The following is a 23,891-nucleotide window of genomic DNA, read 5'->3' as shown; positions in this document are numbered from 1 at the left end:
CTCGCCGGCATGAGCGACGTGAAGCGCCCCGCGCTCGAGGGCAGCGTCGCCGTACGCGACGATCGTCGCCTCAGCTTCGCCGAGTACGGATCGCGTCGAGGGCCGGCGATCGTGTGGATGCACGGCACCCCAGGTGCGCGTCGGCAGATCCCGCTGGAGGCCCGCGCGTACGCCGAGCGCCACGGCCTGCGGCTGATCGGGCTGGACCGGCCGGGGATCGGCTCGTCGACCTCGCACCTCTACCCGGACGTCCTCGACTGGACCCGCGACCTCGAGCTGGTGCTCGAGACGCTGGCGATCGACACGGTCCGCGTGATCGGCCTGTCCGGCGGCGGCCCGTACGCCCTGGCGGCCGGCGCGGCCCTGCCCGAGCGCGTGCACGGGGTGGGCGTGCTCGGTGGCGTGGCACCGACCCGCGGCCCCGACGCCGCGGACGGCGGCATCGTCCAGCTCGCGGTCCAGCTCGCGCCGCTGCTCACGGTCGCGCGGGTGCCGCTGTCGGTGGCGCTGACCCAGACGATCCGCCTGGCCCGGCCGCTGGCCGGCCCGGCGCTCGACCTGTACGCCGCGCTCCAGCCGCCGGGGGACAAGAACCTGCTGTCCCGCCCGGAGTTCAAGGCGATGTTCCTCGACGACCTGCTCAACGGCAGCCGCTTCCAGACCTCGGCGCCCATCAACGACCTGATCCTCTTCACCCGGCACTGGGGCTTCGAGCTCGCCGACGTGTCGGTGCCGGTGCGGTGGTGGCACGGGGACGACGACCACATCGTGCCGTTCCGGCACGGTCAGCACGTCGTCGACCGGCTTCCGGACGCCCAGCTGTCCGCCATCGACGGCGAGAGCCACCTCGGCGGGCTGGGGATCGCGGAGCAGGTGCTGGCGTCGCTCATGGAGCTCGGGCCGCGGCGTACGGCCCCGACGCGGGCACGCGGTCGCTAACACTGGTGTTCTCCCGCCCCATGGGCCACAATAGGTCCCACAACTACATGCGTGTCACTCACCTCATTCATCTCCGGGAGACCGCTGGGGAAGGCGCATCTCGCGCCGGAGATGAAGGAGGACCCGGTGACCGCTAGCACTGCAACCCGCACTGCGACGAGGGGCGTCCTGTACGTCCACTCAGCGCCGTCCGCGCTGTGCCCGCACATCGAGTGGGCCGTCAGCGGTGTCCTCGGCATGCCCGTGAGCCTGGACTGGACGCCACAGGCCGCCCAGCCCGGCGCCTACCGGGCCGAGCTCTCCTGGTCCGGGGCGACCGGGTCGGCGGCGGCCGTAGCGTCGGCGCTGCGCGGCTGGAACCAGCTGCGCTTCGAGATCACCGAGGAGGCGACCGCGTCCTCCGAGGGCTCGCGCTACTCGTACACGCCCGAGCTCGGCGTCTTCCACGCGGTCACCGGCCTACACGGCGACATCATGATCCCCGAGGACCGGCTCAAGGCCGCGGTCGTGAAGGCCGCCCTCGGCGACACCACGCTCCTCGTCGAGATCGACAAGCTGCTCGGCAAGCCGTGGGACGACGAGCTCGAGACCTTCCGGCACGCCGGCGACGGCGCCCCGGTGCGCTGGCTGCACCAGGTGGTCTGAGACCAGAGGCTCAGCGGGGCCGGCTGAGCCGGAAGTGGGACGGCTCGAGCCAGACCTGGTGGTCGGCTCCGGTGGGGCCGTACCAGTGCATCAGCGCCCGGATGGTGAACCGGCCGGGTCGCGTGGAGTAGCGGCAGAAGCGGAAGTGGCTGTGCTGCGCCCGCGGGTCGGAGTCCGAGATGAACACGCCGGACGCGATGCCCTCGCCGGTCCGGTCGCGGAGGAACGTCTCGAGGGTCCAGTCGCCGGTCGGCGGCTGGAGCCGGTAGCCGTAGCGGTAGTTGTGGCACCCGCTGCGCAGCGTGCCGTCGGGCGCGCTCGTGCGGCCGTAGCTGGAGCGCTCGCGCGGTGCCGGCTGGCCGCCGTCCGGGGGCGGTGACTGCCCCACCAGGGCGCCCAGCAGGCTCGTCACCGGGTCGGTAGGAGTCGAGGCGGCGGTCGCGGGTGCCACCAGGAGCCCGAGCCCGAGCCCGGCGCCCGCCAGGACGGCGGTGATGCGTGTGACCCCGGTCATAGAGGGTCCAACGGGAGACCCCGTCCCAGGGTTACGGGACGGTCGGGTCAGAGTGGGTCAGAGTGGGATGTTGCCGTGGGCGCCTCGGTGGACCCCGCCGGACTGCACCGCGGCCTCGATCGCCTCGGCCAGCGCCGACCGGGTCCGGCTCGGCGAGACGACCTCGTCGACCACGCCGATCTCGACCGCCTTGTCCACGCCGCCGGCGATCCGCTCGTGCTCGGCCGCCAGCTCGGCCTCGACCTGGGGACGGATGTCGGGGGAGACCTCGGCCAGCCGGCGCCGGTGCAGGATCCGGATCGCGGCGACCGCGCCCATGACCGCGACCTCCGCGCCCGGCCAGGCGAAGACCCGGGTGGCCCCGAGCGAGCGCGAGTTCATGGCGATGTAGGCGCCGCCGTACGTCTTGCGGGTCACGAGGGTGACGCGGGGGACCACGCACTCGCCGAACGCGTGCAGGAGCTTCGCGCCGCGGCGGACCACGCCGTCCCACTCCTGACCGACGCCGGGCAGGTAGCCGGGCACGTCGACGACGACGATCAGCGGGACGCCGAACGCGTCGCACATCCGCACGAAGCGGGAGGCCTTCTCGGCGGACAGCGAGTCGAGACAGCCGCCCAGCCGCAGCGGATTGTTGGCGACCACGCCGACCGTGCGACCGCCGAAGCGGCCCAGCGCGGTGACGATGTTGGGTGCCCAGCGGGCGTGCAGCTCCTGGGTCGTGCCCTCGTCGAGGATCGACTCGACGAGGGGGTGCACGTCGTACGCGCGCTTCTTGGACTCGGGCAGCAGCGCCTCGAGGTCGCGGTCCTCGATGTCCGCGAAGGCGAGGCTGCCCTGGTCGCCGAGCAGCGACGCGACGTCGCGCGCCCGGTCGAGGGCGTCCCGCTCGGAGTCGGCGAGGATGTGGACCACGCCGGAGCGCCGCCCGTGCGGCTCGGGTCCGCCGAGGCGGAGCATGTCGACGTCCTCACCCGTGACCGAGCGGACCACGTCGGGGCCGGTCACGAAGATGCGGCCCTCGGGGCCGAGGATCACGACGTCGGTGAGCGCCGGTCCGTACGCCGCGCCGCCGGCCGCAGGGCCGAGCACCACGGAGATCTGCGGGATCTTGCCGGAGGCCTGGGTCATCACCTGGAAGATCCGGCCGACGGCGTGCAGCGAGAGCACGCCCTCGGCGAGGCGGGCCCCGCCGGAGTGCCAGAGGCCGATGATCGGCACCTGGTCGGTGAGCGCGCGGTGGTAGGCGTCGACGACGACCCGGCAGCCCAGGTCGCCCATCGCGCCGCCCATGACGGTGGCGTCGGAGCAGAACGCGACGGCGCGGGCGCCGTCGACGGTGCCGACCGCGGCGAGCATGCCCGAGTCGTCGTCGGGGGTGATCAGCTCGAGGCTGCCCTCGTCGAAGAGCGCGGTCAGCCGGTGCACCGGGTTGCGCGGGTCCTCCTCGCGGGGGAGCTTCGCGGGCTTGGCGCTCGGCGTGGCCGTCGCGGTCATCAGATGCTCCCGAAGATCACGGCGACGTTGGCGCCGCCGAAGCCGAAGGAGTTGTTGAGGGCGGCGATGTCACCGCTCGGCAGGTCGCGTGCCTTCGTGGCGATGTCGAGCTCGACCTGCGGGTCCTGGTCGTCGAGGTTGATCGTCGGTGGCGAGACCCGGTCGTGGAGGGCCATGACGGTGGCAACCGCCTCGAGGGCACCGGCGCCGCCGAGCAGGTGGCCGGTCATCGACTTCGTGCTGGTCACGACGACGTCGGTGGCGTGCGCACCGAGCGTCGCGTGCAGCATCAGGCCCTCGGCGATGTCGCCCTGCGGGGTCGAGGTCGCGTGGGCGTTGACGTGGGCGATGGTGCCGGGGTCGATGTCGGCCTCGCGCAGCGCCGCGAGGATCGCGCGGGAGCCACCGCGGCCCTCCGGGTCGGGCTGCGCGATGTCGTGGGAGTCGGCGGTGATGCCGGCGCCGAGGACCGTCGCGTAGATCCGCGCACCGCGGGCCTTCGCGTGCTCCTCGGACTCCAGCACCAGGACGCCGGCGCCCTCGCCGAGGACGAAGCCGTCGCGCGCGGTGTCCCAGGGGCGGGACACGGCGGTCGGGTCGCCGCCGCCCTCGCCGCTCGCGGTCTTGGACAGCGCCATCATGTTGGCGAAGGCCGCCATCGGCAGCGGGTGGATCGCCGCCTCGGTGCCGCCCGCGACCACGACGTCGGCCCGGCCCAGCCGGATCTGGTCGATCGCGTGAGCGATGGCCTCGTTGCCGGACGCGCACGCCGAGACCGGCGTGATGACCGCCGCGCGCGCCCCGACGTAGAGGCTGATCTGCGCTGCCGGCGCGTTGGGCATCAGCATCGGCACGGCGAGGGGAGAGACCCGGCGGGGGCCCTTCTCCTTCAGCGTGTCGTAGTTGTCCAGCAGCGTGGTCACGCCGCCGATGCCCGAGGCCATGCAGACACCGAGCCGTTCCCTGTCGATGTCGCCCGACTCCTGCAGAGCGACCAGCCCGGCGTCCGCCCAGGCCTCCATGGCGGCCACCATGGCGAACTGCGAAGAGCGGTCCAGGCGGCGGGCCTTGACCCGCTCCAGGACCTCCGAGGGCTCCACGGCGATGCGACCGGCGATCTTGACCGGCATCTCCTCGGCCCACTCGTCGGTGAGGTAGCGGACCCCGGAACGCCCGTTGAGCAGGGCGTCCCAGGTGCTTGCCACGTCACCCCCGACGGGGGAGGTGGTCCCGAGACCGGTGACGACGACTCGCTTCGACATGGTGCTCCTCTGTGAAGACTCGGTCCCTGAGGAGGTTGCGCTGCAACCGTCTCGAAGGGGGGTGGATCAGGCCTGCGCGCGCTCGATGAAGGCGACGGCGTCACCGACGGTCTTGAGGTTCTTGACCTCGTCGTCGGGGATCGAGACGCCGAACTTCTCCTCGGCCGCGACGACGACCTCGACCATGGACAGCGAGTCCACGTCCAGGTCGTCCACGAACGACTTGTCGAGCTGGACGTCGTCGGCGTCGATGCCGGCGACCTCGTTGACGATCTCGGCGAGGTCGGCGCGGATCTCTTCGGTGGTGGCCATCAGGCAGTTCCTTCTCTCATGTGGGGTTGGGTGGTGCGTTCAGGGGACGGTGACGACCTGCGCGGCGTACGCGAGGCCGGCACCGAAGGCGATCAGGAGGGCCGTGTCGCCGCTGCGGGCCTCACCCTCCTGGATCATCCGGTGGAGGGCGAGCGGGATCGACGCGGCCGAGGTGTTGCCCTGGTCGGCGATGTCGCGGGCGATCTTGACCCGTTCGGGGAGCTTCATCGCCCGCGCCATGGCGTCGGTGATGCGCATGTTGGCCTGGTGCGGCACGAAGACGTCGAGGTCGTCGATGCTGACCCCGGCGCGGTCGAGGGCCTGCCGGCCGGTCTTCGCCATCTGGTACGACGCCCAGCGGAAGACGGCGTTGCCCTGCATGGTGAGCGGCGGGATCTCGGGGCGCTCGGACGCGACCACGTCGCGCCAGTCCTCGCGCTGGCGGATCAGGTCGAACTGCTCGCCGTCGGAGCCCCACACGACCGGGCCGATGCCGGGGGTGTCGCTCGGGCCGACGACCGCGGCGCCCGCACCGTCGGCGAAGATGAACGCGGTGCCGCGGTCCTTCCGGTCGAGGATGTCGGTGAGTCGCTCGACGCCGATCACGAGCACGTGCTGGGCGCTGCCGCCGCGGATCATGTCGTTGGCCAGCGAGATGCCGTGGCAGAAGCCCGCGCACGCTGCCGAGATGTCGAACGCCGCTGCCTGGTCGGTGCCGAGCTCGAAGGCGATCGCCGTGGCGATCGCCGGGGTCTGCATCATGTGGCTGACGGTGGCGACGACGACGCAGTCGATCTGGCGTGCGTCGATCCCCGCGGCCTCGAGGGCATCTCGCGAGGCCGCGACCGACATCATCTGGATCGTCTCCTCGGGGGAGGCGAAGCGGCGCTGCTTGATCCCGGAGCGCTGCTGGATCCACTCGTCACTCGAGTCGATCGCCTCGATGACCTCGGCATTCGGGACGACGCGCTTCGGGCGGTAGGCCCCGATGCCGAGGATCGCGGTGTGCTCGATGCCCGGCGCCGGCTGGATGGCGACCATCAGTAGCCTCCCTGGGGGTGCAGGCGGATCAGCGGCTGGCCGGGCGAGACCAGGTCGCCGTCGTGGACGAGCCACTCGACGATCTCGCCGCCGTGGGCAGCCGTGATCGTCGTGCGGTCGCGCAGGCTGGCGACCTCGCCGATGGTGGCGCCGGCCGGCAGCACCTCGAGCGCCTCGGCCTCGGCCGAGATGTGGAACGTGCCCTTGGCGGGGGAGACGACCATCCGCCAGGTCGGCGTCGTGTTCATGCCGGAGGACTCGCCGTGCTTGGCGCAGAACTCGCGGGCCGCGTCGAGCTGGTCGGGGGTCTTGAGGGCGAACGTCTCGACGCCCTTCAGGGCCCGCTTGGCGATCCCGGTGAGAGTGCCCGCCGGCGGCATCTCGAGGATGCCGGTGACGCCGAGGTCCTCCATGGTCTCCAGGCAGAGGTCCCAGCGGACCGGGCTGGCGATCTGCCCGACGATCCGGGCGAGGACCTCGCGGCCGTCGTGGATGACCTTGCCGTCGCGGTTGGAGATGACGCGGGTGCGCGGGTCGTGGACCGAGACCGAGCGGGCCAGGCCGGCCAGGTGGCCGACCGCCGGCTCCATGTGGCGCGTGTGGAAGGCGCCGGCGACGCTCAGCGGCATCAGCCGCGCCTTCGTGGGCGGCTCGTCGGCGAAGGCGGCGAGCTGCTCGAGCGTGCCGGCGGCGACGATCTGGCCGGGCCCGTTGTCGTTGGCGGCCGTCAGGCCGTGCTTGTCGATCGCGGCGAGGACCTCCTCGCGGTCGCCGCCGAGCACGGCGGTCATGCCGGTCGGGGTCACCCCGGCGGCCTCCGCCATCGCCCGACCTCGCTCGCGGACCAGGACCATCGCCTGCTCGGCGGTGATGACGCGGGCGCCGGTGGCGGCCGCGATCTCGCCGACGCTGTGGCCCGCGACGGCGCCGACCTGCTCGAAGGCGTCGGAGGGGTGCGGGAAGACCTCCAGCACCGCGACCAGGCCGGTCGCGACGAGCAGCGGCTGCGCGATCTCGGTCTGGCGGATCGTGTCGGCGTCGGCCTCGGTGCCGTAGTGGGCGAGGTCGAGACCGGCCACGGTGGAGAGCCAGTCGAAGCGGGAGGCGAATCTCGGGTCCTCGAGCCAGGGCTGGAGGAAACCGGGGGACTGGGCCCCTTGGCCGGGAGCGACGACGACGAGCACACCTCCACTCTGCCGTGGACCGGGCCGGAACCTCGCCTATGGCCCGCACGAAAACGGCCCGCGAGTCTTTGTATGGTTCCTACAAACAGTGGTGTGGTACGGCGGGTCGCTAGGACGTCCGTCCGGACAGCCGGCCGAGCACCAGGGCGATCTCGAGGGTGAGCGCCTCGCGGGGGTCGGTCGGGGAGAAGCCGGTCAGCTCGGCGACCTGCCGGAGCCGGTAGCGGACCGTGTTCGGGTGCACGAACAGGTCGCGGGCGGTGGCCTCGATCGACGAGCCCTGCTGGAAGTACGACGAGATCGTCTCGATCAGGGTGCCGCGCGCGTTCAGGAGCGGGAGGTAGATCTCCTCGACGAGGTGGCGCCGGGCGTGGCCGTCGCCCGCCAGGGCGCGCTCGGGGAGCAGGTCCGCGCTGCGCACGGGTCGGGGCGCCCCGGGCCAGCCGGGCGCGGCCCGGTGGGCCGCGAGCGCGGCCCGCGCGGAGACGTGCGCCTGCCCGAGGTCGTCGGCGACCGGCCCGACCACGACCGGGCCGGGACCGAACTGGTCGACCACGGCGGCCGCGGCTGCGCGCGAGTCGTCGACGCCGCCCAGGACGATGACCAGCCGGTCACCCTGGACGGCGCAGAGCGCATCCATGCCGCCGGCCCGCGCGGCCCGGCGTACCTCCTCGAAGCTCTCGCTCTCCCGGCGCTGGACGCTCGCGCTGCCGAGCACGACGGCGACGTCGCCCCGGCCGGCCCAGCCCAGCGCACTGGCCCGGGAGAGCAGGGCCTCGTCGGGGTCGGACCGGAGCACGGCGTCGACCACGAGCGCCTCGAGCCGGGCGTCCCACGCGCCGCGGACCTCGGCCGCCCGCGCGTAGACCTCGGCCGTCGCGAACGCGACCTCGCGGGCGTAGCGGAGCACGGCGGCACCGATGTCGGCGGCGTCGGCGGGGTCGAGCAGCTCCTCGATGTTGGCCTCGACGACCTCGATGGAGAGCCGGACCAGGTCGACGGTCTGCTGGAGGTTGATCACCCCTGCCAGGGCGCGGGGGGCGACGCCGAAGACGGACGCGACCATCTCACCGCCGGCCGGGGCGGGCTGGTCTCCGGCCAGGCGGTACCAGTCGACGAACCCCCGGATGCCGGCCTGCACGATGCTCGACACGAAGGACCGGTCCTCCGCGCTCAGGGCGCTGAACCAGGGCATGTCCTGGTCCATCCGCGCGGTCGCCGCCGTGGCGAGCGCGCCGGTCGCTCGCTGGAGCGCCTCGGCGGCGCGCTCGTGGGGCGTCGAGGCTGCGCTCTTGGTCGGACGGGGGGCCACCCCGCGAGGCTATTGCACTCGACGCCACGTGCGCCCGACGAGGGGAGGTCGGTGTAAAACCCCGGTAAATCAAGGGGATCGGTCCCCGAGACCGTCTCTGCGTCTGATTGAATCGCCACTTGCCCCGTCATCCGGAGTCGTCCAGCAGGGGAGAGCGCGTGGCTGACCGCTACGACGTCCAGTTCGTGACCATCCACGGACACCGCCGCGCCTACGTGCGCGCGGGGTCCGGCCCGGTCGTGCTGCTGCTTCACGGACTCGGGTGCGACCACACCACCTGGGACACGGTCATCGAGTCGCTGAGCAGGCGCTACACGGTCATCGCCCCGGACCTGCTCGGTCACGGCCAGTCGGACAAGCCTCGCGCCGACTACAGCGTGGGCGGCTACGCCAACGGCATGCGGGACCTGCTGACCGTGCTGGGGATCGACAAGGTCACCGTGATCGGGCACAGCTTCGGCGGCGGCGTGGCGATGCAGTTCGCCTACCAGTTCCCCGAGCGCACCGAGCGGCTGATGCTCGTCTCCTCCGGGGGCCTCGGCCCCGAGGTGACGCCGGCCATCCGCGCCATCACCACCCCGGGCTTCCACGAGGTGATGGGCGTGCTCACCCTGCCCGGCCTGCGGCACCTGGGGGTCGCCGGGCTACGCACCCTGTCCGCGCTCGGCTGGAAGGCGACCCGTGACTTCGACGAGGTCGCCGAGGTGTTCGACACCTTCAAGGACCCCCGCGCCCGGCACGCCATCCGCCACGTCGTACGTGCCGTCGTCGACTGGCGTGGCCAGATCGTCACCATGGTCGACCGGGCCTACCTCACCGAGGAGATGCCGATGTGGGTGGTGTGGGGCCGCGACGACCGGGTGATCCCGGTGCGGCACGCCTCGCAGGCCGCCCGGGTCGCGCCGAACGCCCGGGTCGAGGTGATCCCGGACGCGGGGCACTTCCCGCACAAGGACCACCCCTACCGCTTCAGCCGGATCGTGCACGACTTCATCCGCTCGACCGAGCCAGCGAAGTACTCCCGTGCCCGGTTCCGCGCCCTGCTCAAGGACGGCGGCGAGTCGGCTCCGGCACCGCTGCGCGCGGTGGCTGAGCTGTCGAGCTGAGCTTCACCGGTGGTCGAGCCTGTCGAGACCCCCGAGCGTGCGTAGGGCGGTGACCGCATCGGTCACCGCCCTACTTCGTCTCACCGGGTCTCGACACGCGGGTCGCGACTTCGCAGGCTCAGTCGCGCCGCTTGCTCGACCACCATCGTGGAGCCGCCTTCCTTCGTCAGGCGTCTCCACCCTCCTGCTTCACGCCGGCGACGGCCGTCGGGTCGTCGATCCGGTAGCGGGCGAAGGCCTCCTCGACCTTGGACCGGTCGATCTGACCGGCGTCCGCGAGCGCCTGGAGCGTCTGCACGACCACCGACTGGGCGTCGATGTGGAAGTAGCGCCGGGCGGCCGGACGGGTGTCGGCGAAGCCGAAGCCGTCGGCGCCGAGGACCCGGTAGTCACCGGGGACCCAGCGCGCGATCTGCAGCGGTACGGCGCGCATGTAGTCCGACACGGCCACGACCGGACCGCTGATCGCCTGCAGCTTGTCGGTGATGTACGGCGTCCGCGGGCTCTCGCCCGGGTGCAGCAGGTTCCACTCCTCGGCCGCGACGGCGTCGCGGGCCAGCTCGTTCCACGAGGTGACCGACCAGGTGTCGGCGCGCACGCCCCACTCCTCGGCGAGGATCCGCTGCGCCTCCTTCACCCACGGGAAGCCGACGCCCGAGGCGAGCAGCTGGACCTGGGGTCCCTCGACCTCTCCGGACGAGACGTGGTGGATGCCCTTGAGGATGCCCTCCGCGTCGACGTCCTCCGGCTCGGCCGGCTGAGCCACCGGCTCGTTGTAGACGGTCACGTAGAAGATGACGTCCTCGGCGTTCTCGCCGTACATCCGCTCGAGGCCGCTCTGCATGATGTGGCTGACCTCGTAGGCGAACGCCGGGTCGTAGTGCACGACCGCGGGGTTCGTCGCCGCGAGCAGCGGCGAGTGGCCGTCGGCGTGCTGCAGGCCCTCGCCGGTGAGCGTGGTGCGGCCGGCGGTGGCACCGATGAGGAAGCCGCGCGCGATCTGGTCGGCCATCGCCCAGACGGAGTCGCCGGTGCGCTGGAACCCGAACATCGAGTAGAAGATGTAGAACGGGATCATGTGCTCGCCATGCGTGGAGTACGCCGAGCCGGCGGCCGTCGCCGAGGCCATCGCGCCGGCCTCGGAGATGCCCTCGTGGAGCATCTGGCCCTGCGCCGACTCCTTGTAGGAGAGCAACATATTGCGGTCGACCGACTCGTACTGCTGTCCGGCCGGGTTGTAGACCTTCGCGCTCGGGAACATGGCGTCCATGCCGAAGGTCCGGTACTCGTCCGGCGCGATCGGGACCAGGCGCTTGCCGATCTCGGGGTCCTTCATCCAGTCGCGGAGCAGCCGGACGACGGCCATCGTGGTGGCGATCGCGTTCTTGCCGCCGCCCTTCTTGAGCTCGGCGTACATGCCGTCGCCCGGGAGCTGGAGCGGCTTGGCCCGCAGCACCCGCTTCGGCAGCGAGCCGCCGAGCTGCTTGCGGCGGTCGAGCATGTACTCGATCTCCGGTGCGTTGGCGCCCGGGTGGAAGAACGGCGCGCCGCCGGTCTCCTCGTAGGAGCGCTCGAGGTCGCGGTCGGAGATCGGCAGGTAGAGGCGGTCCCGGAACTTCTTCAGGTCGTCCTGGGTCAGCTTCTTCATCTGGTGGGTGGCGTTCTTGCCCTCCAGCGCGTCGATCGTCCAGCCCTTGATCGTCTTCGCGAGGATCACGGTCGGCTGGCCGACGTGCTTGGTCGCGGAGTCGAAAGCGGCGTAGACCTTGCGGTAGTCGTGGCCGCCGCGCGGCAGCTTCTCGATCTGCTGGTCGGTCATGTGCTCGACCATCTTGCGCAGCCGCGGGTCGCCGCCGAAGAAGCTCTCGCGCACGTAGGCGCCGTCCTCGGTGGAGTAGGTCTGGAACGCGCCGTCGGGCGTCGTGTTCATCTTGTTGACGAGCACGCCGTCGACGTCGCGGGCGAGGAGCGGGTCCCAGCCCTGGCCCCAGACGACCTTGATGACGTTCCAGCCCGCGCCCCGGAAGTTGGCCTCGAGCTCCTGGATGATCTTGCCGTTGCCGGTGACCGGGCCGTCGAGCTGCTGGAGGTTGCAGTTGATGACCCAGGTGAGGTTGTCGAGCTCCTCGCGGGCGGCGATCCGGATGGCGCCGAGCGACTCGGGCTCGGCCATCTCGCCGTCACCGAGGAAGGCCCACACACGCTGGTCGGCGGTGTCCTTGATGCCCCGGTTGGCCAGGTAGCGGTTGAAGCGCGCCTGGTAGATCGAGTTGATGCCGGTCAGGCCCATCGAGACCGTCGGGAACTCCCAGAACTCCGGCATCAGGCGCGGGTGGGGGTACGACGAGAGGCCGGCGTGCGGCCCGTGCTGGACCTCCTGGCGGAACCGGTAGAGCTGCTCCTCGGTCAGTCGGCCCTCGAGGAAGGCGCGGGCGTAGATGCCGGGGGAGGCGTGGCCCTGGATGTAGATCTGGTCCCCGCCGCCGGGGTGGTCCTTGCCGCGGAAGAAGTGGTTGAAGCCGACCTCGTACAGGCTCGCCGACGACTGGTACGTCGCGATGTGGCCGCCGACCTCGAGACCCTTGCGGTTGGCGCTGGAGACCATGACGGCGGCGTTCCACCGGATGAACGCCCGGATCCGGCGCTCGGCCTCCTCGTCACCGGGGAACCACGGCTCGCGCTCGGGCGGGATCGTGTTGATGTAGTCGGTGCTCCGCAGTGCGGGCACCCCGACCTGCATCTCACGGGCGCGCTCCAGGAGACGGAGCATGACGTAGCGGGCACGCTCGCGGCCTCGCTCGTCGACCATGGAGTCGAACGAGTCGAGCCAGTCGTTGGTCTCGTCCGGGTCGATGTCGGGCAGCTGGGTGGGCAGGCCTTCGTGGATGACGGTCGGGATCGTGCCGCTCCGCTTGGTGTCCGTGCCGGAAGTGGGGGTGATTTCTTCGGTCACCCGCTCATCCTTGCACTCGCTCCCACGGGGCGAAATTTACCCACCAGTACGTCCACGATCAGGTCACGGTGACGGACACGGGTTGCGCGCCCGGGTGAACTCCGGTGGACTACTCCCCACTTCTAGCGTCGCGGCACCGTGTCGCGCACGATCTGATCGGAGGCGTCCGTTGAGCTCGACCCCGGGTGGTGGGTCCACCCAGACCGACCCTGACTCCACTCCGGCCGACCGGCTCGGCTTCAAGCCGGGCCTGGTGGTGCAGGAGCTCGGCTGGGACACCGACACCGACGACGAGCTCCGGGTCTCGATCGAGGACCGCATCGACGCCGACCTCGTCGACGCCGACTACGGCAACGTCGTGGATGCCGTGCTGCTCTGGTGGCGCGACGAGGACGGCGACCTCGTCGACGGCCTGGTCGACGCGCTCACGGACCTCGTGGGCGGTGGCGCGATCTGGCTGCTGACCCCCAAGGTGGGCCGTCCCAACGCGGTCGACCCGGCGGACATCGCCGAGGCCGCTCCGATCGCCGGGCTGTCGCAGACGACGACCGCCGCGGTCAGCAAGGACTGGTCCGCGACCCGCCTGGTCGCCCCCAAGACCCCTGCGTGACGGCCGGCTGAGCGCGGCGGCGTAGCGTCGGTCACGGCTCCGGGACGTTTCCGGCCCGGTGTCGTTGGGACCTCGTCCCGACACCCGGCTTGGAAGGTCTTTACGTGCCCGTGATCCCGAAGGTCCGCGCTGGTCTCGACGCCGGCGGGACGACGCTGAAGGTGCTCGGCCGGGCGGGCGTGCTCCGCCCGCACAACCCGTTGGCGCTCGCGCGGGCCGCCCGGGCGCTTCGCTCCTGGGGCGTCGGGCCCGCGGGCGGGTTCACCGCCGCAGCCCTGCTCGACCCGCACCGCACGGCGATCGTCGACGAGCTCGGCTCGTTGACGTACGACGAGGTGCACCGGCGCTCCAACGCGCTCGCCCGTGCGCTGGCCGACCTCGGTGTGTCGGCGGGTGACGGGGTCGCCGTGATGTGCCGCAACCACCGCGGCTTCGTCGACGTGAGCATCGCGACCGCCAAGCTCGGCGCCGACATCCTCTACCTCAACACCGCCTTCGCCGGCCCCCAGCTCGTCGACGTCATCGAGCGCGAGAAGCCCCGGGTCGTGGTGCACGACCAGGAGTTCACCGACCTGCTCGCCGGCGCCGACGTCGCCGAGCGGGTGCTGGCCTGGGTGGACGGTCCGAGCGAGGGGGCGACCCTCGAGTCGCTCATCGGGTCGCACTCGGACGACGACGTCGAGCCCGCCGGACGCAACGGCCGGATCGTCATCCTGACCTCCGGCACCACGGGTACGCCGAAGGGCGCGCCGCGCAGCGAGGCCGGCGTCGAGGCCGCCGTCTCGCTGCTCTCGCGGATGCCGCTGCACTACGGGTGGCGTACCCACATCGCCGCGCCCCTCTTCCACACCTGGGGCTTCGCCCACCTGGCGCTGGCGATGCTGCTCGGCTCGACGATGGTGCTGCGCCGCAGGTTCGACCCCGAGGCGTGCCTCGCGGTCATCGAGGACGAGCGCTGCGACTCCGTCGTGGTGATCCCCGTGATGCTCCAGCGGATCATGGCGCTGCCCGAGGAGAAACTGTCCGGCCACGACCTGTCGCGGGTCCAGGTCGTCGCCTCGTCGGGCTCCGCGCTGCCGGGCGACCTGGCCCTCGAGTGGATGGACCAGTTCGGCGACAACCTCTACAACATGTACGGCTCGACCGAGGTCGCCTACGCGTCGATCGCGACCCCCGAGGACCTCCGCGCCGCACCGTCCGCGGCGGGCAAGCCGCCGTACGCGACCATCGTGCGGATCCTCGACCCCGAGGGCCGACCGGTGCCGGACGGCGAGACCGGCCGGATCTTCGTCGGCAACGGGCTGCTCTTCGAGGGCTACACCGGCGGTGGCCACAAGGAGGTCGTCGACGGTCTGATGTCGACGGGCGACGTGGGCCGCTTCGACGAGGACGGGCGCCTGCACGTCGAGGGCCGCGACGACGAGATGATCGTCTCCGGCGGCGAGAACGTCTTCCCCAAGGAGGTCGAGGACACCCTGATGCGCCACCCGGCGGTCGTGGAGGTGGCCGCCGTGGGCGTCGACGACGCGGACTTCGGCAAGCGGCTGCGGGCGTACGTGGTCATCACGGGCTCGGTCAGCGAGGACGAGCTGAAGGGCCACGTCAAGGACAACCTGGCCCGCTTCAAGGTCCCGCGGGAGATCGTCTTCATCGACGAGCTGCCCCGCAACGCGACCGGCAAGGTGCTCAAGCGGGACCTCTCCGCCGACTGAGTCGCGCCGATTGCCGGGGTGTCTCCGGCGAGTGACAGGATTCGGGCATGACCGGACTCGAGCTCGGCGGACCAGCGCCCGACTTCATGCTGCGCGACCAGTTCGGTCAGGACGTCTCGCTCTCGTCGTACCGCGACAAGAAGGCCGTCGCGATCCTCTTCTACCCCTACGCGTTCTCCGGGGTGTGCACGGGGGAGATGACCGGCGTCCGCGACCGGCTCGACGAGTTCCTGACCTTCGACACCGAGGTGCTCGCGATCTCCTGCGACCCGGTCTACGCGCTCCGCGCCTTCGCCGACCAGGACGGCCTGAACTTCCCGCTGCTCTCCGACTTCTGGCCGCACGGCGAGGTGTCCCGCGCCTACGACGTCTTCGACGACGCCAAGGGCTGCCCGCGGCGCTCGTCGTACGTCGTCGACAAGCAGGGCCTGGTGCGGTGGGCCGTGCACAACGCGATGCCCGAGGGCCGCGACCTCGACGAGCACCTGCGCCAGCTCGCTGCCGCTGTCTAGACCGTGGTGCCGCGTTCGGCTGAATTTCGTCGGGTGACGAGACAGCGTCGCCGGCTCGGCTCTAATCTCGTCGTCGTTGAGCCGCAGGTGACCCGAGACGCCTGCGGCTCGACTTCATTTCTGCCGCGGTTCGTGCGTAGTCTGTGCGCGCTCCAGGGGCGTATAGCTCAGCGGTAGAGCACCTCCCTTACAAGGAGGTGGTCGGGGGTTCGATCCCCTCTGCGCCCACCCTGTCGCGGCCGATCCCAGGGATACCCGGTTGACCGGGTATCCCTGAACTTCAAGGGCTTTGCAAAGCCTGACAAGTTCACGAAGTGCCGGTTGACCGGGTATCCCTGTCGACGCTCACCGGATTCGCGACCTGGGCGCCGTGCGATATGGTTGAAATCGAAAGGGAGTAGTCCCCAACAGCTGCGTCGACACACTGGCTCTCGAGCCCGGTGCAGCAGGCCGCCCGGTACGACGGGGTGGCGGACGAGACTTTCGACCAGCAACACGATCCTGCTTCATCAACGGACGTGCCTGGTCGAAGGTGCGTCCAGGCGAGTCAGGGCGTGATCTCCGGCCGGGCCGGAGAGGAACCCATGTACGCCTTCCTGCTCAGCACCGCCGTGATCTTCGTGGCGGAGCTCGGGGACAAGTCCCAGCTGATGGCGATGACCTTCGCCGTGCGCTACCGCGTCCGCGACGTGCTCATCGGCATCACCGCCGCCACCGCCCTGGTCCACCTGGCCTCGGTCGGCATCGGCTACTTCATCGGCGACGCGTTCGCCGACTACCAGGGGGCGATCTCGGTCATCGCCGGCGTCGCGTTCCTCGGCTTCGGTGCCTGGACGCTGCGCGGCGACGAGCTCACCGACGAGGAGGCCGACAAGGCGCGCACCAGCCAGGGCGCGGCCATCCTCGCGGTCGGTGTGGCGTTCTTCCTCGCCGAGCTCGGCGACAAGACGATGCTCGCGACGATCACGCTGGCCACCCAGCACGGCTGGCTCGGCACCTGGATCGGCAGCACCGTCGGCATGGTGGCCGCCGACGCCCTGGCGATCCTGGTCGGCGCGCTGCTGGGCCGCAAGCTGCCCGAGAACGTCATCAAGTACGGCGCGGCCGCGCTGTTCTTCCTCTTCGGTGTCGTGCTGGTGGTCGACGGCCTGATGATGTGACGGTGCCCGAGCCAGAGCCCGTCGACGTCGTGACCGCCGTCCGGGACGCGCTCGCGTCCGGCGGCGACCCCGAGAAGGCGGCCCAGCAGCAGGCCTACATGAAGTCGGAGCTGCCCTACCGGGGCTACGCCGCGCCCGAGCTCAAGGCACTGCTGCGCCCGCTGCTCGCGGCGTACCGGCCCACCGACCGGGCGTCGTGGGAGGCGGCGGTGCGGTCGCTGTGGGACGAGGCGACCCACCGCGAGGAGCGGTACGCCGCGCTCGCCGTGGCCCGCCACCGGAGCGCGAAGCAGTGGTTGGCGCCGGAGTCGGTGCCGCTCTACCGGCACCTGCTCGTCACCGGCGCGTGGTGGGACCTCGTCGACGAGACCGCGGAGCACCTGGTGCGCCCGACCCTGGTCGCGCACCGCGCCGAGCTCACCCCGGTGCTGTGGGCCTGGGCGGCCGACGACGACCTGTGGGTGCGGCGTACGGCGGTGATCTGCCAGCTCGGCCTGTGCGCCGACACCGACCTCGACCTGCTGGTGCACGCGATCGACGCGAACGTCGACGACCCGACCTTCTGGCTGCGCAAGGCGATCGGCTGGGCGCTGCGCGACTACGCCCGCACCGACCCCGGCTGGGTGCGCTCGGAGGTGGCCCGGCACGGTGAGCGGATGTCCGGCCTCTCACGACGTGAGGCTCTCAAGCACCTGTGATCGGCGGAGGTAGTAGGTTTTCGCCATGATCCGGTTGTTGATCAGCTTCGTCATCCAGCTGGCCGCCAACGCACTCGGCTTCGTCGTGGCGGCGGCCGTCCTCGACGGCTTCGAGGTCTCGACGACCGGCTTCGTCGTGGCCGTCCTGATCTTCACGGTCGTCTACGCGCTGGCCCAGCCCTTCCTCACGCAGATGGCCCTGAGCAAGGCGTCGGCGCTGCGCGGCGGGGTGGCGCTGGTCGCGACGCTGATCGGCCTGATCGTCACCGACCTGCTGGTCGACGACGCCGACTTCAGCATCTCCGGCGGCGCGACCTGGATCGAGGCGACGGTGATCGTCTGGGTCGTCTCGCTGCTCGGTGTCCTCATCCTCCCCCTGATCTTCGTGAAGAAGAAGGTCCAGGAGCGACGCGACTGATGCCTGGGAGTCGAAGCACGATCTCGGAGCGACTCGAGGGGCAGCACGTGCTCCTCACCGGTGTCACCGGCTTCGTCGGTGAGGCGTTGCTGCTTCTCATGCTCGCCGAAGTCCCGGGTGTCCGGACGACGGTGCTGGTGCGCGGGAAGGGCTCGACGAGCGGCACGGCGCGGACCGCCGCGCTGCTGCGCAAGCCCGCCTTCGCCGACGTCGTCGAGGCCGCAGGTGGCGTCGAGGAGCTGATGGCGGCGCGGGTCGCCGTGCTGGAGGGCGACCTGTACGACGCCCCGGCGCTCCCGACCGACCTGGACGCCGTCGTGCACTGTGCCGGTGACGTCTCCTTCGACCCGCCGGTCGACGAGGGCTTCCGCACCAACGTGCTGGGCGCCCGCGAGCTGCTGGCCCGGGTGGCCGAGGCCGGACCGGACCTCCACTACGTGCACATCTCGACGGCGTACGTCGCCGGGCGGCGCCGCGGCAGCATCCCCGAGGGGCCGGTGCCGCAGGTCGTCGACCTGGAGGCGGAGCTCGCGTGGGGCCTCAGCCAGCGCGAGACGATCGAGCACCGCTCGCGGGGCACCGAGATCCTCACCGCCGAGCGCAAGAAGGCGGAGAAGGAGCACAGCCGGGCCGGGCTGCTGACCGCCGCCAACGCGACGGAGGAAGCCCGCAAGCAGTGGGTGAAGGACGAGCTGGTCCGGATCGGCACCGAGCGCGCCCGCAGCCTCGGCTGGACCGACTGCTACACCTTCACCAAGGCGCTCGGCGAGCGGATCGTCGAGGAGCACGCGCGCACCCACCGGGTCTCGATCGTCCGGCCGAGCATCATCGAGTCGGCGCTCGTGAAGCCCTACCCGGGCTGGATCGAGGGCTTCAAGATGATGGAGCCGCTGATCCTGGCCTACGGCCGTGGTGAGCTGCCGGAGATGCCCGGCGCCGCGGACACCACCGTCGACGTCGTACCCGTCGACCACGTCGTCGCCGCGATCGTCGCCGTCCTGGCGCACCCGCCGGAGGTCGGCACCCCGGCGTTCTTCCACGTCTCGTCCGGCGACCGCAACCCGCTGACCTTCCGCACGCTCTACGAGAACGTGCGGGCCTACTTCGACGCGCACCCGTTCATCTCCGGCGACCGCGGCGCGACCCGGCTGCCCGAGTGGCGCTTCCCGGGCTCGCAGTCCGTGGAGCGCCTGCTCAGCACCAGCGAGCGCGCCTTCAAGGTGGCCGACTACGTCATCGGGCACGCGCCGCGCGGCGACCGCACCCGCGACCTGGCCCGCAAGCTCGACCAGCAGGGTCGGCGCCTGGAGTTCCTGCGGCGCTACATGGGCCTCTACCAGGAGTACGCCCAGGCGGAGCTGCGGTTCTCCGACACCAACACCCTGGCGCTCTACCGGTCCCTGTCCGAGGAGGACCAGCAGACGTTCGCGTTCGACACCGCGGTCGTCGACTGGAAGGTCTACCTCCAGGACATCCACTGTCCCGCCGTCACGGCCCCGATCCGGCGCCTCGACGAGGTGCGCGCGGCCCGCAAGAAGCCGGCGGCGTCGGCCCAGAAGGCGCTCGTCGAGAAGCCGGGCGTCGCCGCGTTCTTCGACATGGACGGCACGCTGCTGTCCTCGAACGTCATCGAGACCTACCTGTGGCTGCGGCTGCAGGAGCTCTCGGGCACCGAGCGGCTCGGCGAGCTGAGCCGGATCGCGGCGAAGGTGCCGAGCCTGCTGCAGGCCGAGCGTCGCGAGCGCAGCGCCTTCCTCCGCTCGGTCTACCGCGAGTACGACGGCGCCCGGCTCTCCGACCTCGACGAGATCGCCGACGAGCACCTGACCGACCACGTCCTCACCCGGCTCTCGCCGGCGGCCGTGCGCAAGATCCGCGAGCACCGCGCCGCGGGCCACCGCACGGTGCTGATCACCGGCGCGATCCGGCCGCTGACCCGGCCGCTGCGCCCGCTCTTCGACCACATCGAGGCCGCCGAGCTGGCGGTCGACGACCGCGGGGTGTGCACCGGCTACCTCGCGTCCTCGCCGCTCGTGGGGGAGTCGCGGGCCGCGTGGATGCGGCAGTACGCCGTCGACCACGGCATCGACCTCGCCTCGTCGTACGGCTACGCCGACTCGCACTCCGACCTGCCGCTGCTCGAGGCGGTCGGTCGCCCCGTCGCCGTACGCCCCGATGTGCCGCTCTTCCGGCACGCGCGCAAGGCGCGGTGGACGATCGTCGACTGGCAGAGCTCGAGCTCGCACACCCGCACCCTCAATCCCGCAGGGGGTCAGCCATGATGCTCGCGCTGGAGATGTTCCGGTCCGTGCCGCGGACCATGGCCGGCAAGGCGATCGGCGGCCGGATGCCCGGCATCCTGTCCGGGTACGCCGCGCCGCTGCGGCTGGTCACCATCCAGGAGCCGCGCCTCGAGCGGCCGGGCTGGGCGCGGCTGCGCACCCGGCTGTCCGGGATCTGCGGCTCCGACCTCGGCATGCTGTCCGGGAGGACCAGCCTCTACTTCTCGGCCGTGGTCTCGCTGCCGTTCGTGCCCGGCCACGAGGTCGTCGCCGAGCTGCTCGACGACTGCGAGGACCTGCCGGCCGGCACCCGGGTCGTCGTCGACCCGGTGCTGACCTGCGCCGCGCGCGGCGTCGAGCCCTGCGAGTCGTGCGCGACCGGCGCGACCAACCGGTGCTCGCGGATCACCGTCGGCCACCTGGCACCCGGCCTCCAGACCGGCTTCTGCAAGGACACCGGTGGCGGGTGGGGGCAGCAGCTCGCGGCCCACCGCAGCCAGCTCCACCCCGTCCCCGAGGGCTTCTCCGACGAGCAGGCGATCCTGATCGAGCCGCTCGCGTGCGCGGTCCACACCGCGCTGCGGGCCGGCGTCACCAGCAACGACCGCGTGCTCGTCAGCGGTGCCGGATCGGTCGGGCTCTTCGCGACCCTCGCGCTGCGCCAGCTCACCGGCGCCGGCGAGATCATCGTGGTCGCCAAGCACGGCCACCAGAAGGAGCTCGCCCGCGAGTTCGGGGCGACCGAGGTGGTGGCGCCCGGCGAGGTGCTGCGCCGGGTACGCCGGTCCACCGGCGCCTTCCAGCTCAAGCCGCAGTACTCCGCGCCGTACCTGCTGGGCGGTGTCGACGTCGCCGTCGACGCGGTCGGCAGCAAGCAGTCGCTCGAGACCTCGCTGAACGCGACCCGCGCCGGTGGCCGGGTCGTCCTCTCCGGGATGCCGGCCCCGGCCGACCTCTCCGCCGCCTGGTTCCGCGAGCTGGAGGTCGTCGGCACCTACGCGTCGGCCCAGTCCGAGGAGTCCTTCCGGATCGCGACCGACCTGGCCGCGACCGACGCCGTCCAACAGCTCGCCAAGAACGTCGCGACCTACCCGTTGCACCGTTGGCGCGAAGCGCTCGACCACGCCCACTCGGCCGGCCGTCTCGGCACGGTCAAGGTGGCCTTCGACCCCAGGAGCACACGATGAGTCGCCCCGGTTTCGTCCTCGACGTCGACGACCGCACCCCTCCGCTGATCGTCCACGAGGGGCTCGGCTTCCGGCTCGAGAACTTCCCGCTGGGCACCCGCGTCGTCTACCCGCCCGAGTCGCTGCCGGCCGTGCCGGACGTCGACCAGGCGATCCGCGAGGCGCTGCTGCACCCGCAGGACATGGACCCGCTGCCCGAGCTGCTCTTCGCCGGCATGAAGCTGACGATCGCGTTCGACGACCTGTCGCTGCCGCTGCCGACGATGCGCGCGCCCGACATCCGCGGCCGGATCATCGAGCACGTCCTGACGATGGCGGCCGACGCCGGGGTCGACGACGTCGAGCTGATCGCGGCCAACGCGCTGCACCGCCGGATGACGGCGGCCGAGCTCAAGCACATCGTGGGGGAGCGGGTCTTCCGCTCGTTCTACCCGCAGGGCAAGCTCTACAACTTCGACGCGGAGGACCGCGACAACCTCTCCCACCTCGGCACCACCGAGAAGGGTGAGGACATCGAGATCAGCAAGCGGGCTGCGGAGTCCGACCTGCTCGTCTACGTCAACGTCAACCTGGTCGCCATGGACGGCGGCCACAAGTCCGTCGGCATCGGCCTGGCGTCGTACAAGTCGCTGCGGCACCACCACAACGCCAAGACCATGGTGCAGTCGCGGTCCTTCATGGACCACAAGCACTCGGCGATGCACCACTCCGCCTGGCGGATCGGCCGCGTCATCAAGGACACCGTCAAGGTGTTCCAGATCGAGACGACGCTCAACAACGACATCTTCCCCAAGCCCTACGACTTCCTGCAGAAGCGCGAGTGGGAGTGGTCGGTCAAGGACCAGGCCACGATGCTCGGCATGCGCCGCGGCCTGTCGGTCGCGCCGGCGAAGCTGAAGCACAAGATGTTCCACGACCTGCGGTCGGTCTACGGGCTCACCGGCGTGAACGCCGGCGAGGTCGAGGCGGTGCACACCAAGACGCTCGAGAAGGTGCACCAGCAGCAGCTCGTCGAGGTGCAGGGCCAGTCCGACGTGCTCGTGATGGGGATCCCGTACGTCGGTCCCTACAACGTGAACTCGTCGCTGAACCCGATCCTGGCCACCTGCATGGGTCTCGGCTACTACTTCAACTCCTACCTCGGCCAGCCCGTCGTCCGGAAGGGCGGCGCGGTGATCCTCTACCACCCGCTCAACGAGGGCTTCAACCAGCTGCACCACCCGTCGTACGTCGACTTCTACGAGGAGGTGCTCGCGGAGTCGACCGACCCGGCGGTGGTGGGGGAGAAGTACGAGCAGCAGTTCGCCGAGGACCCCTGGTACCGCCACCTCTACCGGACCTCGCACGCCTACCACGGCGTCCACCCGTTCTACATGTGGTACTGGGCGGCGCACGCGATGGACCACGTCGACGAGGTCATCTGGGTCGGCGCCGACCGCAAGGTCGCCTCCCGCCTGGGGTTCCGCGCGGCGAGCACGCTCGCGGACGCGCTCGAGATGGCGTCCGGCACGGTCGGCACCAGCCCGTCGATCACCTACCTCCACAACCCGCCGCACCTGCTGGCGCACGTGCGATGAGCACTCCCGCGAAGGGTCTGGTCACGGGCGGCATCGACGACGTCCGGCAGGTCGCGCGCGGCTGGCGCTGGGGCCGGCGCTCGCAGGTGCCGCGGTCGGCGGAGGAGTTCGTGCTGCCGGCGAAGTCGACGGTCTTCCCGAGCGACTGGTCGCGCCGCAAGCCCGCGATCGCGGCGCGCGAGGTGGCGCAGAAGGGCGGCCTGCAGCCGCTCTTCCGCTCGGTGAGCCGGACCCGCGTCGAGGGCCTCGACGTCCTGGACCGCGTCGAGGGCCCGGTCATCTTCGTGGCCAACCACGCCTCGCACCTCGACACTCCGCTGATCCTGCTGTCGCTGCCGGACGAGTGGCGCCGGCGTACGGCGGTGGCCGCGGCGGCCGACTACTTCTTCGACACGTGGTGGCGGGCGGTCGGCTCGTCGCTGTTCTTCAACACCTTCCCGATCGACCGGCGCGGCGGCACCATGGCCGCGACCCCTGGCGAGGTGCTCGCGGACGGCTGGAGCCTGGTGATCTTCCCGGAGGGCACCCGCTCGACGGACGGCTGGATGGGCAAGTTCCGGATGGGTGCCGCGTTCCTCGCGAAGGAGTACGGCGTCCCGGTGGTCCCCGTCGCGCACCGCGGCACCTTCGCCGCGATGCCCCGGGGCCAGGGATGGCCGTCGAAGGGGCGCCGGCAGCTGACGATCCGCTTCGGTGAGCCGCTGGTGGCCGGGGCCGACGAGTCCGTGCGCGACTTCGCGCCGCGGATCAAGGACGCCGTCGCCGCCCTGCTCGACGAGGACCGGAGCACGTGGTGGGAGGCCCGCAAGCGGGTCGCCGCCGGCGCCGTACCGGACCCGTCCGGGCCGCAGGTGGCGCAGTGGCGCCGGGTCTGGGAGCAGACCGAGTCCCCGGAGGCCGACGCCCCCACGCGGCGGATCTCCGCCTGGCGGCGCTGAGTCGCTGTGTGAGAGCTCCCTCATCGGGGGCT

General features: G+C 71.4%; 21 protein-coding genes and 1 tRNA gene. 14 read left to right on the top strand and 8 right to left on the bottom strand.

Features of this window, described 5'->3' with window-relative positions:
- Window positions 1-9: 9 nt before the first annotated feature.
- Together ASC77_RS23980 and ASC77_RS23975 are read left to right on the top strand one after the other, a co-directional pair.
- Entirely contained in the window at window positions 10-939 is a 930-nt protein-coding gene (locus tag ASC77_RS23980; RefSeq protein WP_056159156.1) for an alpha/beta fold hydrolase, read from the top strand.
- A gap of 111 nt (window positions 940-1,050) precedes the next feature.
- A complete protein-coding gene (locus ASC77_RS23975) occupies window positions 1,051-1,584 on the top strand; it encodes a DUF3145 domain-containing protein (protein WP_056159153.1) in 534 nt (177 codons plus the stop codon).
- A gap of 10 nt (window positions 1,585-1,594) precedes the next feature.
- Here the strand turns inward: ASC77_RS23975 and ASC77_RS23970 are convergent, their stop codons facing one another.
- From ASC77_RS23970 to ASC77_RS23940, 7 genes are all read right to left on the bottom strand, one after another.
- The gene (locus ASC77_RS23970; protein ID WP_056159150.1) at window positions 1,595-2,098 is read right to left on the bottom strand and encodes a hypothetical protein; all 504 of its coding nucleotides are present in this window, start codon (window positions 2,096-2,098) and stop codon (window positions 1,595-1,597) included.
- A gap of 57 nt (window positions 2,099-2,155) precedes the next feature.
- A complete protein-coding gene (locus tag ASC77_RS23965; protein ID WP_056159146.1) occupies window positions 2,156-3,595 on the bottom strand; it encodes an acyl-CoA carboxylase subunit beta in 1,440 nt (479 codons plus the stop codon).
- Window positions 3,595-4,857 (bottom strand): beta-ketoacyl-[acyl-carrier-protein] synthase family protein, encoded by a 1,263-nt coding sequence (locus tag ASC77_RS23960; RefSeq protein ID WP_056159143.1) that lies wholly within the window; start codon window positions 4,855-4,857, stop codon window positions 3,595-3,597. Before ASC77_RS23960 ends, ASC77_RS23965 begins: the two co-directional genes overlap by 1 nt.
- A 66-nt stretch (window positions 4,858-4,923) precedes the next feature.
- On the bottom strand, window positions 4,924-5,172 hold the full coding sequence (locus tag ASC77_RS23955) for an acyl carrier protein (RefSeq protein ID WP_082575284.1): 249 nt from the start codon (window positions 5,170-5,172) through the stop codon (window positions 4,924-4,926).
- Window positions 5,173-5,208: 36 nt separating this feature from the next.
- The gene (locus tag ASC77_RS23950; RefSeq protein ID WP_056159142.1) at window positions 5,209-6,210 is read right to left on the bottom strand and encodes a beta-ketoacyl-ACP synthase III; all 1,002 of its coding nucleotides are present in this window, start codon (window positions 6,208-6,210) and stop codon (window positions 5,209-5,211) included.
- Window positions 6,210-7,394, bottom strand: coding sequence for an acyltransferase domain-containing protein (locus ASC77_RS23945; protein ID WP_056159140.1), 1,185 nt, complete (start codon window positions 7,392-7,394; stop codon window positions 6,210-6,212). The genes ASC77_RS23950 and ASC77_RS23945 overlap by 1 nt, the downstream gene beginning before the upstream one ends.
- A 109-nt stretch (window positions 7,395-7,503) precedes the next feature.
- Window positions 7,504-8,706 carry a PucR family transcriptional regulator gene (locus tag ASC77_RS23940; protein WP_056159137.1) on the bottom strand — a complete coding sequence of 401 codons (1,203 nt, stop codon included), beginning with the start codon at window positions 8,704-8,706 and terminating at the stop codon, window positions 7,504-7,506.
- Between the two features lie 158 nt (window positions 8,707-8,864).
- Here ASC77_RS23940 and ASC77_RS23935 point away from each other — a divergent pair, with 158 nt between their 5' ends.
- The gene (locus ASC77_RS23935; RefSeq protein WP_056159132.1) at window positions 8,865-9,812 is read left to right on the top strand and encodes an alpha/beta hydrolase; all 948 of its coding nucleotides are present in this window, start codon (window positions 8,865-8,867) and stop codon (window positions 9,810-9,812) included.
- A gap of 166 nt (window positions 9,813-9,978) precedes the next feature.
- On the opposite strand, the gene aceE is transcribed toward ASC77_RS23935, so the two are convergent.
- Entirely contained in the window at window positions 9,979-12,711 is a 2,733-nt protein-coding gene (aceE, locus tag ASC77_RS23930; protein ID WP_235547935.1) for a pyruvate dehydrogenase (acetyl-transferring), homodimeric type, read from the bottom strand.
- Window positions 12,712-12,934: 223 nt separating this feature from the next.
- Here aceE and ASC77_RS23925 point away from each other — a divergent pair, with 223 nt between their 5' ends.
- From ASC77_RS23925 to ASC77_RS23875, 11 genes are all read left to right on the top strand, one after another.
- A complete protein-coding gene (locus tag ASC77_RS23925; protein ID WP_056159127.1) occupies window positions 12,935-13,375 on the top strand; it encodes a DUF3052 domain-containing protein in 441 nt (146 codons plus the stop codon).
- A gap of 104 nt (window positions 13,376-13,479) precedes the next feature.
- Window positions 13,480-15,087, top strand: a complete 1,608-nt coding sequence (locus ASC77_RS23920; RefSeq protein ID WP_235547927.1) for an AMP-binding protein — start codon at window positions 13,480-13,482, stop codon at window positions 15,085-15,087.
- Between the two features lie 47 nt (window positions 15,088-15,134).
- Window positions 15,135-15,599: a peroxiredoxin gene (locus tag ASC77_RS23915; RefSeq protein ID WP_056159124.1), complete on the top strand. Its 465-nt coding sequence runs from the start codon at window positions 15,135-15,137 to the stop codon at window positions 15,597-15,599.
- Between the two features lie 156 nt (window positions 15,600-15,755).
- A tRNA-Val gene (locus tag ASC77_RS23910) sits at window positions 15,756-15,827 on the top strand.
- A gap of 356 nt (window positions 15,828-16,183) precedes the next feature.
- Window positions 16,184-16,759 (top strand): TMEM165/GDT1 family protein, encoded by a 576-nt coding sequence (locus tag ASC77_RS23905; protein WP_056159122.1) that lies wholly within the window; start codon window positions 16,184-16,186, stop codon window positions 16,757-16,759.
- Between the two features lie 2 nt (window positions 16,760-16,761).
- The gene (locus ASC77_RS23900; RefSeq protein ID WP_056159118.1) at window positions 16,762-17,457 is read left to right on the top strand and encodes a DNA alkylation repair protein; all 696 of its coding nucleotides are present in this window, start codon (window positions 16,762-16,764) and stop codon (window positions 17,455-17,457) included.
- 25 nt (window positions 17,458-17,482) lie between these two features.
- Window positions 17,483-17,875 carry a phage holin family protein gene (locus tag ASC77_RS23895; RefSeq protein WP_082575281.1) on the top strand — a complete coding sequence of 131 codons (393 nt, stop codon included), beginning with the start codon at window positions 17,483-17,485 and terminating at the stop codon, window positions 17,873-17,875.
- Window positions 17,875-20,157 (top strand): HAD-IB family hydrolase, encoded by a 2,283-nt coding sequence (locus tag ASC77_RS23890; RefSeq protein ID WP_056159112.1) that lies wholly within the window; start codon window positions 17,875-17,877, stop codon window positions 20,155-20,157. The genes ASC77_RS23895 and ASC77_RS23890 overlap by 1 nt, the downstream gene beginning before the upstream one ends.
- On the top strand, window positions 20,157-21,344 hold the full coding sequence (locus tag ASC77_RS23885) for a zinc-binding dehydrogenase (RefSeq protein WP_200945129.1): 1,188 nt from the start codon (window positions 20,157-20,159) through the stop codon (window positions 21,342-21,344). Before ASC77_RS23890 ends, ASC77_RS23885 begins: the two co-directional genes overlap by 1 nt.
- Complete coding sequence (locus ASC77_RS23880; protein WP_056159105.1) at window positions 21,341-22,921, top strand: lactate racemase domain-containing protein; 1,581 nt, start codon at window positions 21,341-21,343, stop codon at window positions 22,919-22,921. The genes ASC77_RS23885 and ASC77_RS23880 overlap by 4 nt, the downstream gene beginning before the upstream one ends.
- On the top strand, window positions 22,918-23,859 hold the full coding sequence (locus tag ASC77_RS23875) for a lysophospholipid acyltransferase family protein (protein ID WP_056159102.1): 942 nt from the start codon (window positions 22,918-22,920) through the stop codon (window positions 23,857-23,859). The genes ASC77_RS23880 and ASC77_RS23875 overlap by 4 nt, the downstream gene beginning before the upstream one ends.
- The last annotated feature ends 32 nt before the right edge of the window (window positions 23,860-23,891 follow it).

The organism is Nocardioides sp. Root1257 (genome assembly GCF_001425175.1).
Taxonomy (GTDB): domain Bacteria; phylum Actinomycetota; class Actinomycetes; order Propionibacteriales; family Nocardioidaceae; genus Nocardioides.
Note: the sequence above shows the minus strand (reverse complement) of the source record. Positions and strands in the feature narration are given on the sequence as shown.

Excerpts from the sequence above, each read along its gene's own strand:
- ASC77_RS23950 (WP_056159142.1), bottom strand. The coding sequence starts at position 6,210 with ATGGTCGCCATCCAGCCGGCGCCGGGCATCGAGCACACCGCGATCCTC.
- ASC77_RS23975 (WP_056159153.1), top strand. The coding sequence starts at position 1,051 with ATGAAGGAGGACCCGGTGACCGCTAGCACTGCAACCCGCACTGCGACG.
- ASC77_RS23915 (WP_056159124.1), top strand. The coding sequence starts at position 15,135 with ATGACCGGACTCGAGCTCGGCGGACCAGCGCCCGACTTCATGCTGCGC.
- ASC77_RS23905 (WP_056159122.1), top strand. The coding sequence starts at position 16,184 with ATGTACGCCTTCCTGCTCAGCACCGCCGTGATCTTCGTGGCGGAGCTC.
- ASC77_RS23885 (WP_200945129.1), top strand. The coding sequence starts at position 20,157 with ATGCTCGCGCTGGAGATGTTCCGGTCCGTGCCGCGGACCATGGCCGGC.
- ASC77_RS23960 (WP_056159143.1), bottom strand. The coding sequence starts at position 4,857 with ATGTCGAAGCGAGTCGTCGTCACCGGTCTCGGGACCACCTCCCCCGTC.
- ASC77_RS23980 (WP_056159156.1), top strand. The coding sequence starts at position 10 with ATGAGCGACGTGAAGCGCCCCGCGCTCGAGGGCAGCGTCGCCGTACGC.
- ASC77_RS23875 (WP_056159102.1), top strand. The coding sequence starts at position 22,918 with ATGAGCACTCCCGCGAAGGGTCTGGTCACGGGCGGCATCGACGACGTC.
- ASC77_RS23890 (WP_056159112.1), top strand. The coding sequence starts at position 17,875 with ATGCCTGGGAGTCGAAGCACGATCTCGGAGCGACTCGAGGGGCAGCAC.
- ASC77_RS23970 (WP_056159150.1), bottom strand. The coding sequence starts at position 2,098 with ATGACCGGGGTCACACGCATCACCGCCGTCCTGGCGGGCGCCGGGCTC.
- ASC77_RS23895 (WP_082575281.1), top strand. The coding sequence starts at position 17,483 with ATGATCCGGTTGTTGATCAGCTTCGTCATCCAGCTGGCCGCCAACGCA.
- ASC77_RS23880 (WP_056159105.1), top strand. The coding sequence starts at position 21,341 with ATGAGTCGCCCCGGTTTCGTCCTCGACGTCGACGACCGCACCCCTCCG.
- ASC77_RS23965 (WP_056159146.1), bottom strand. The coding sequence starts at position 3,595 with ATGACCGCGACGGCCACGCCGAGCGCCAAGCCCGCGAAGCTCCCCCGC.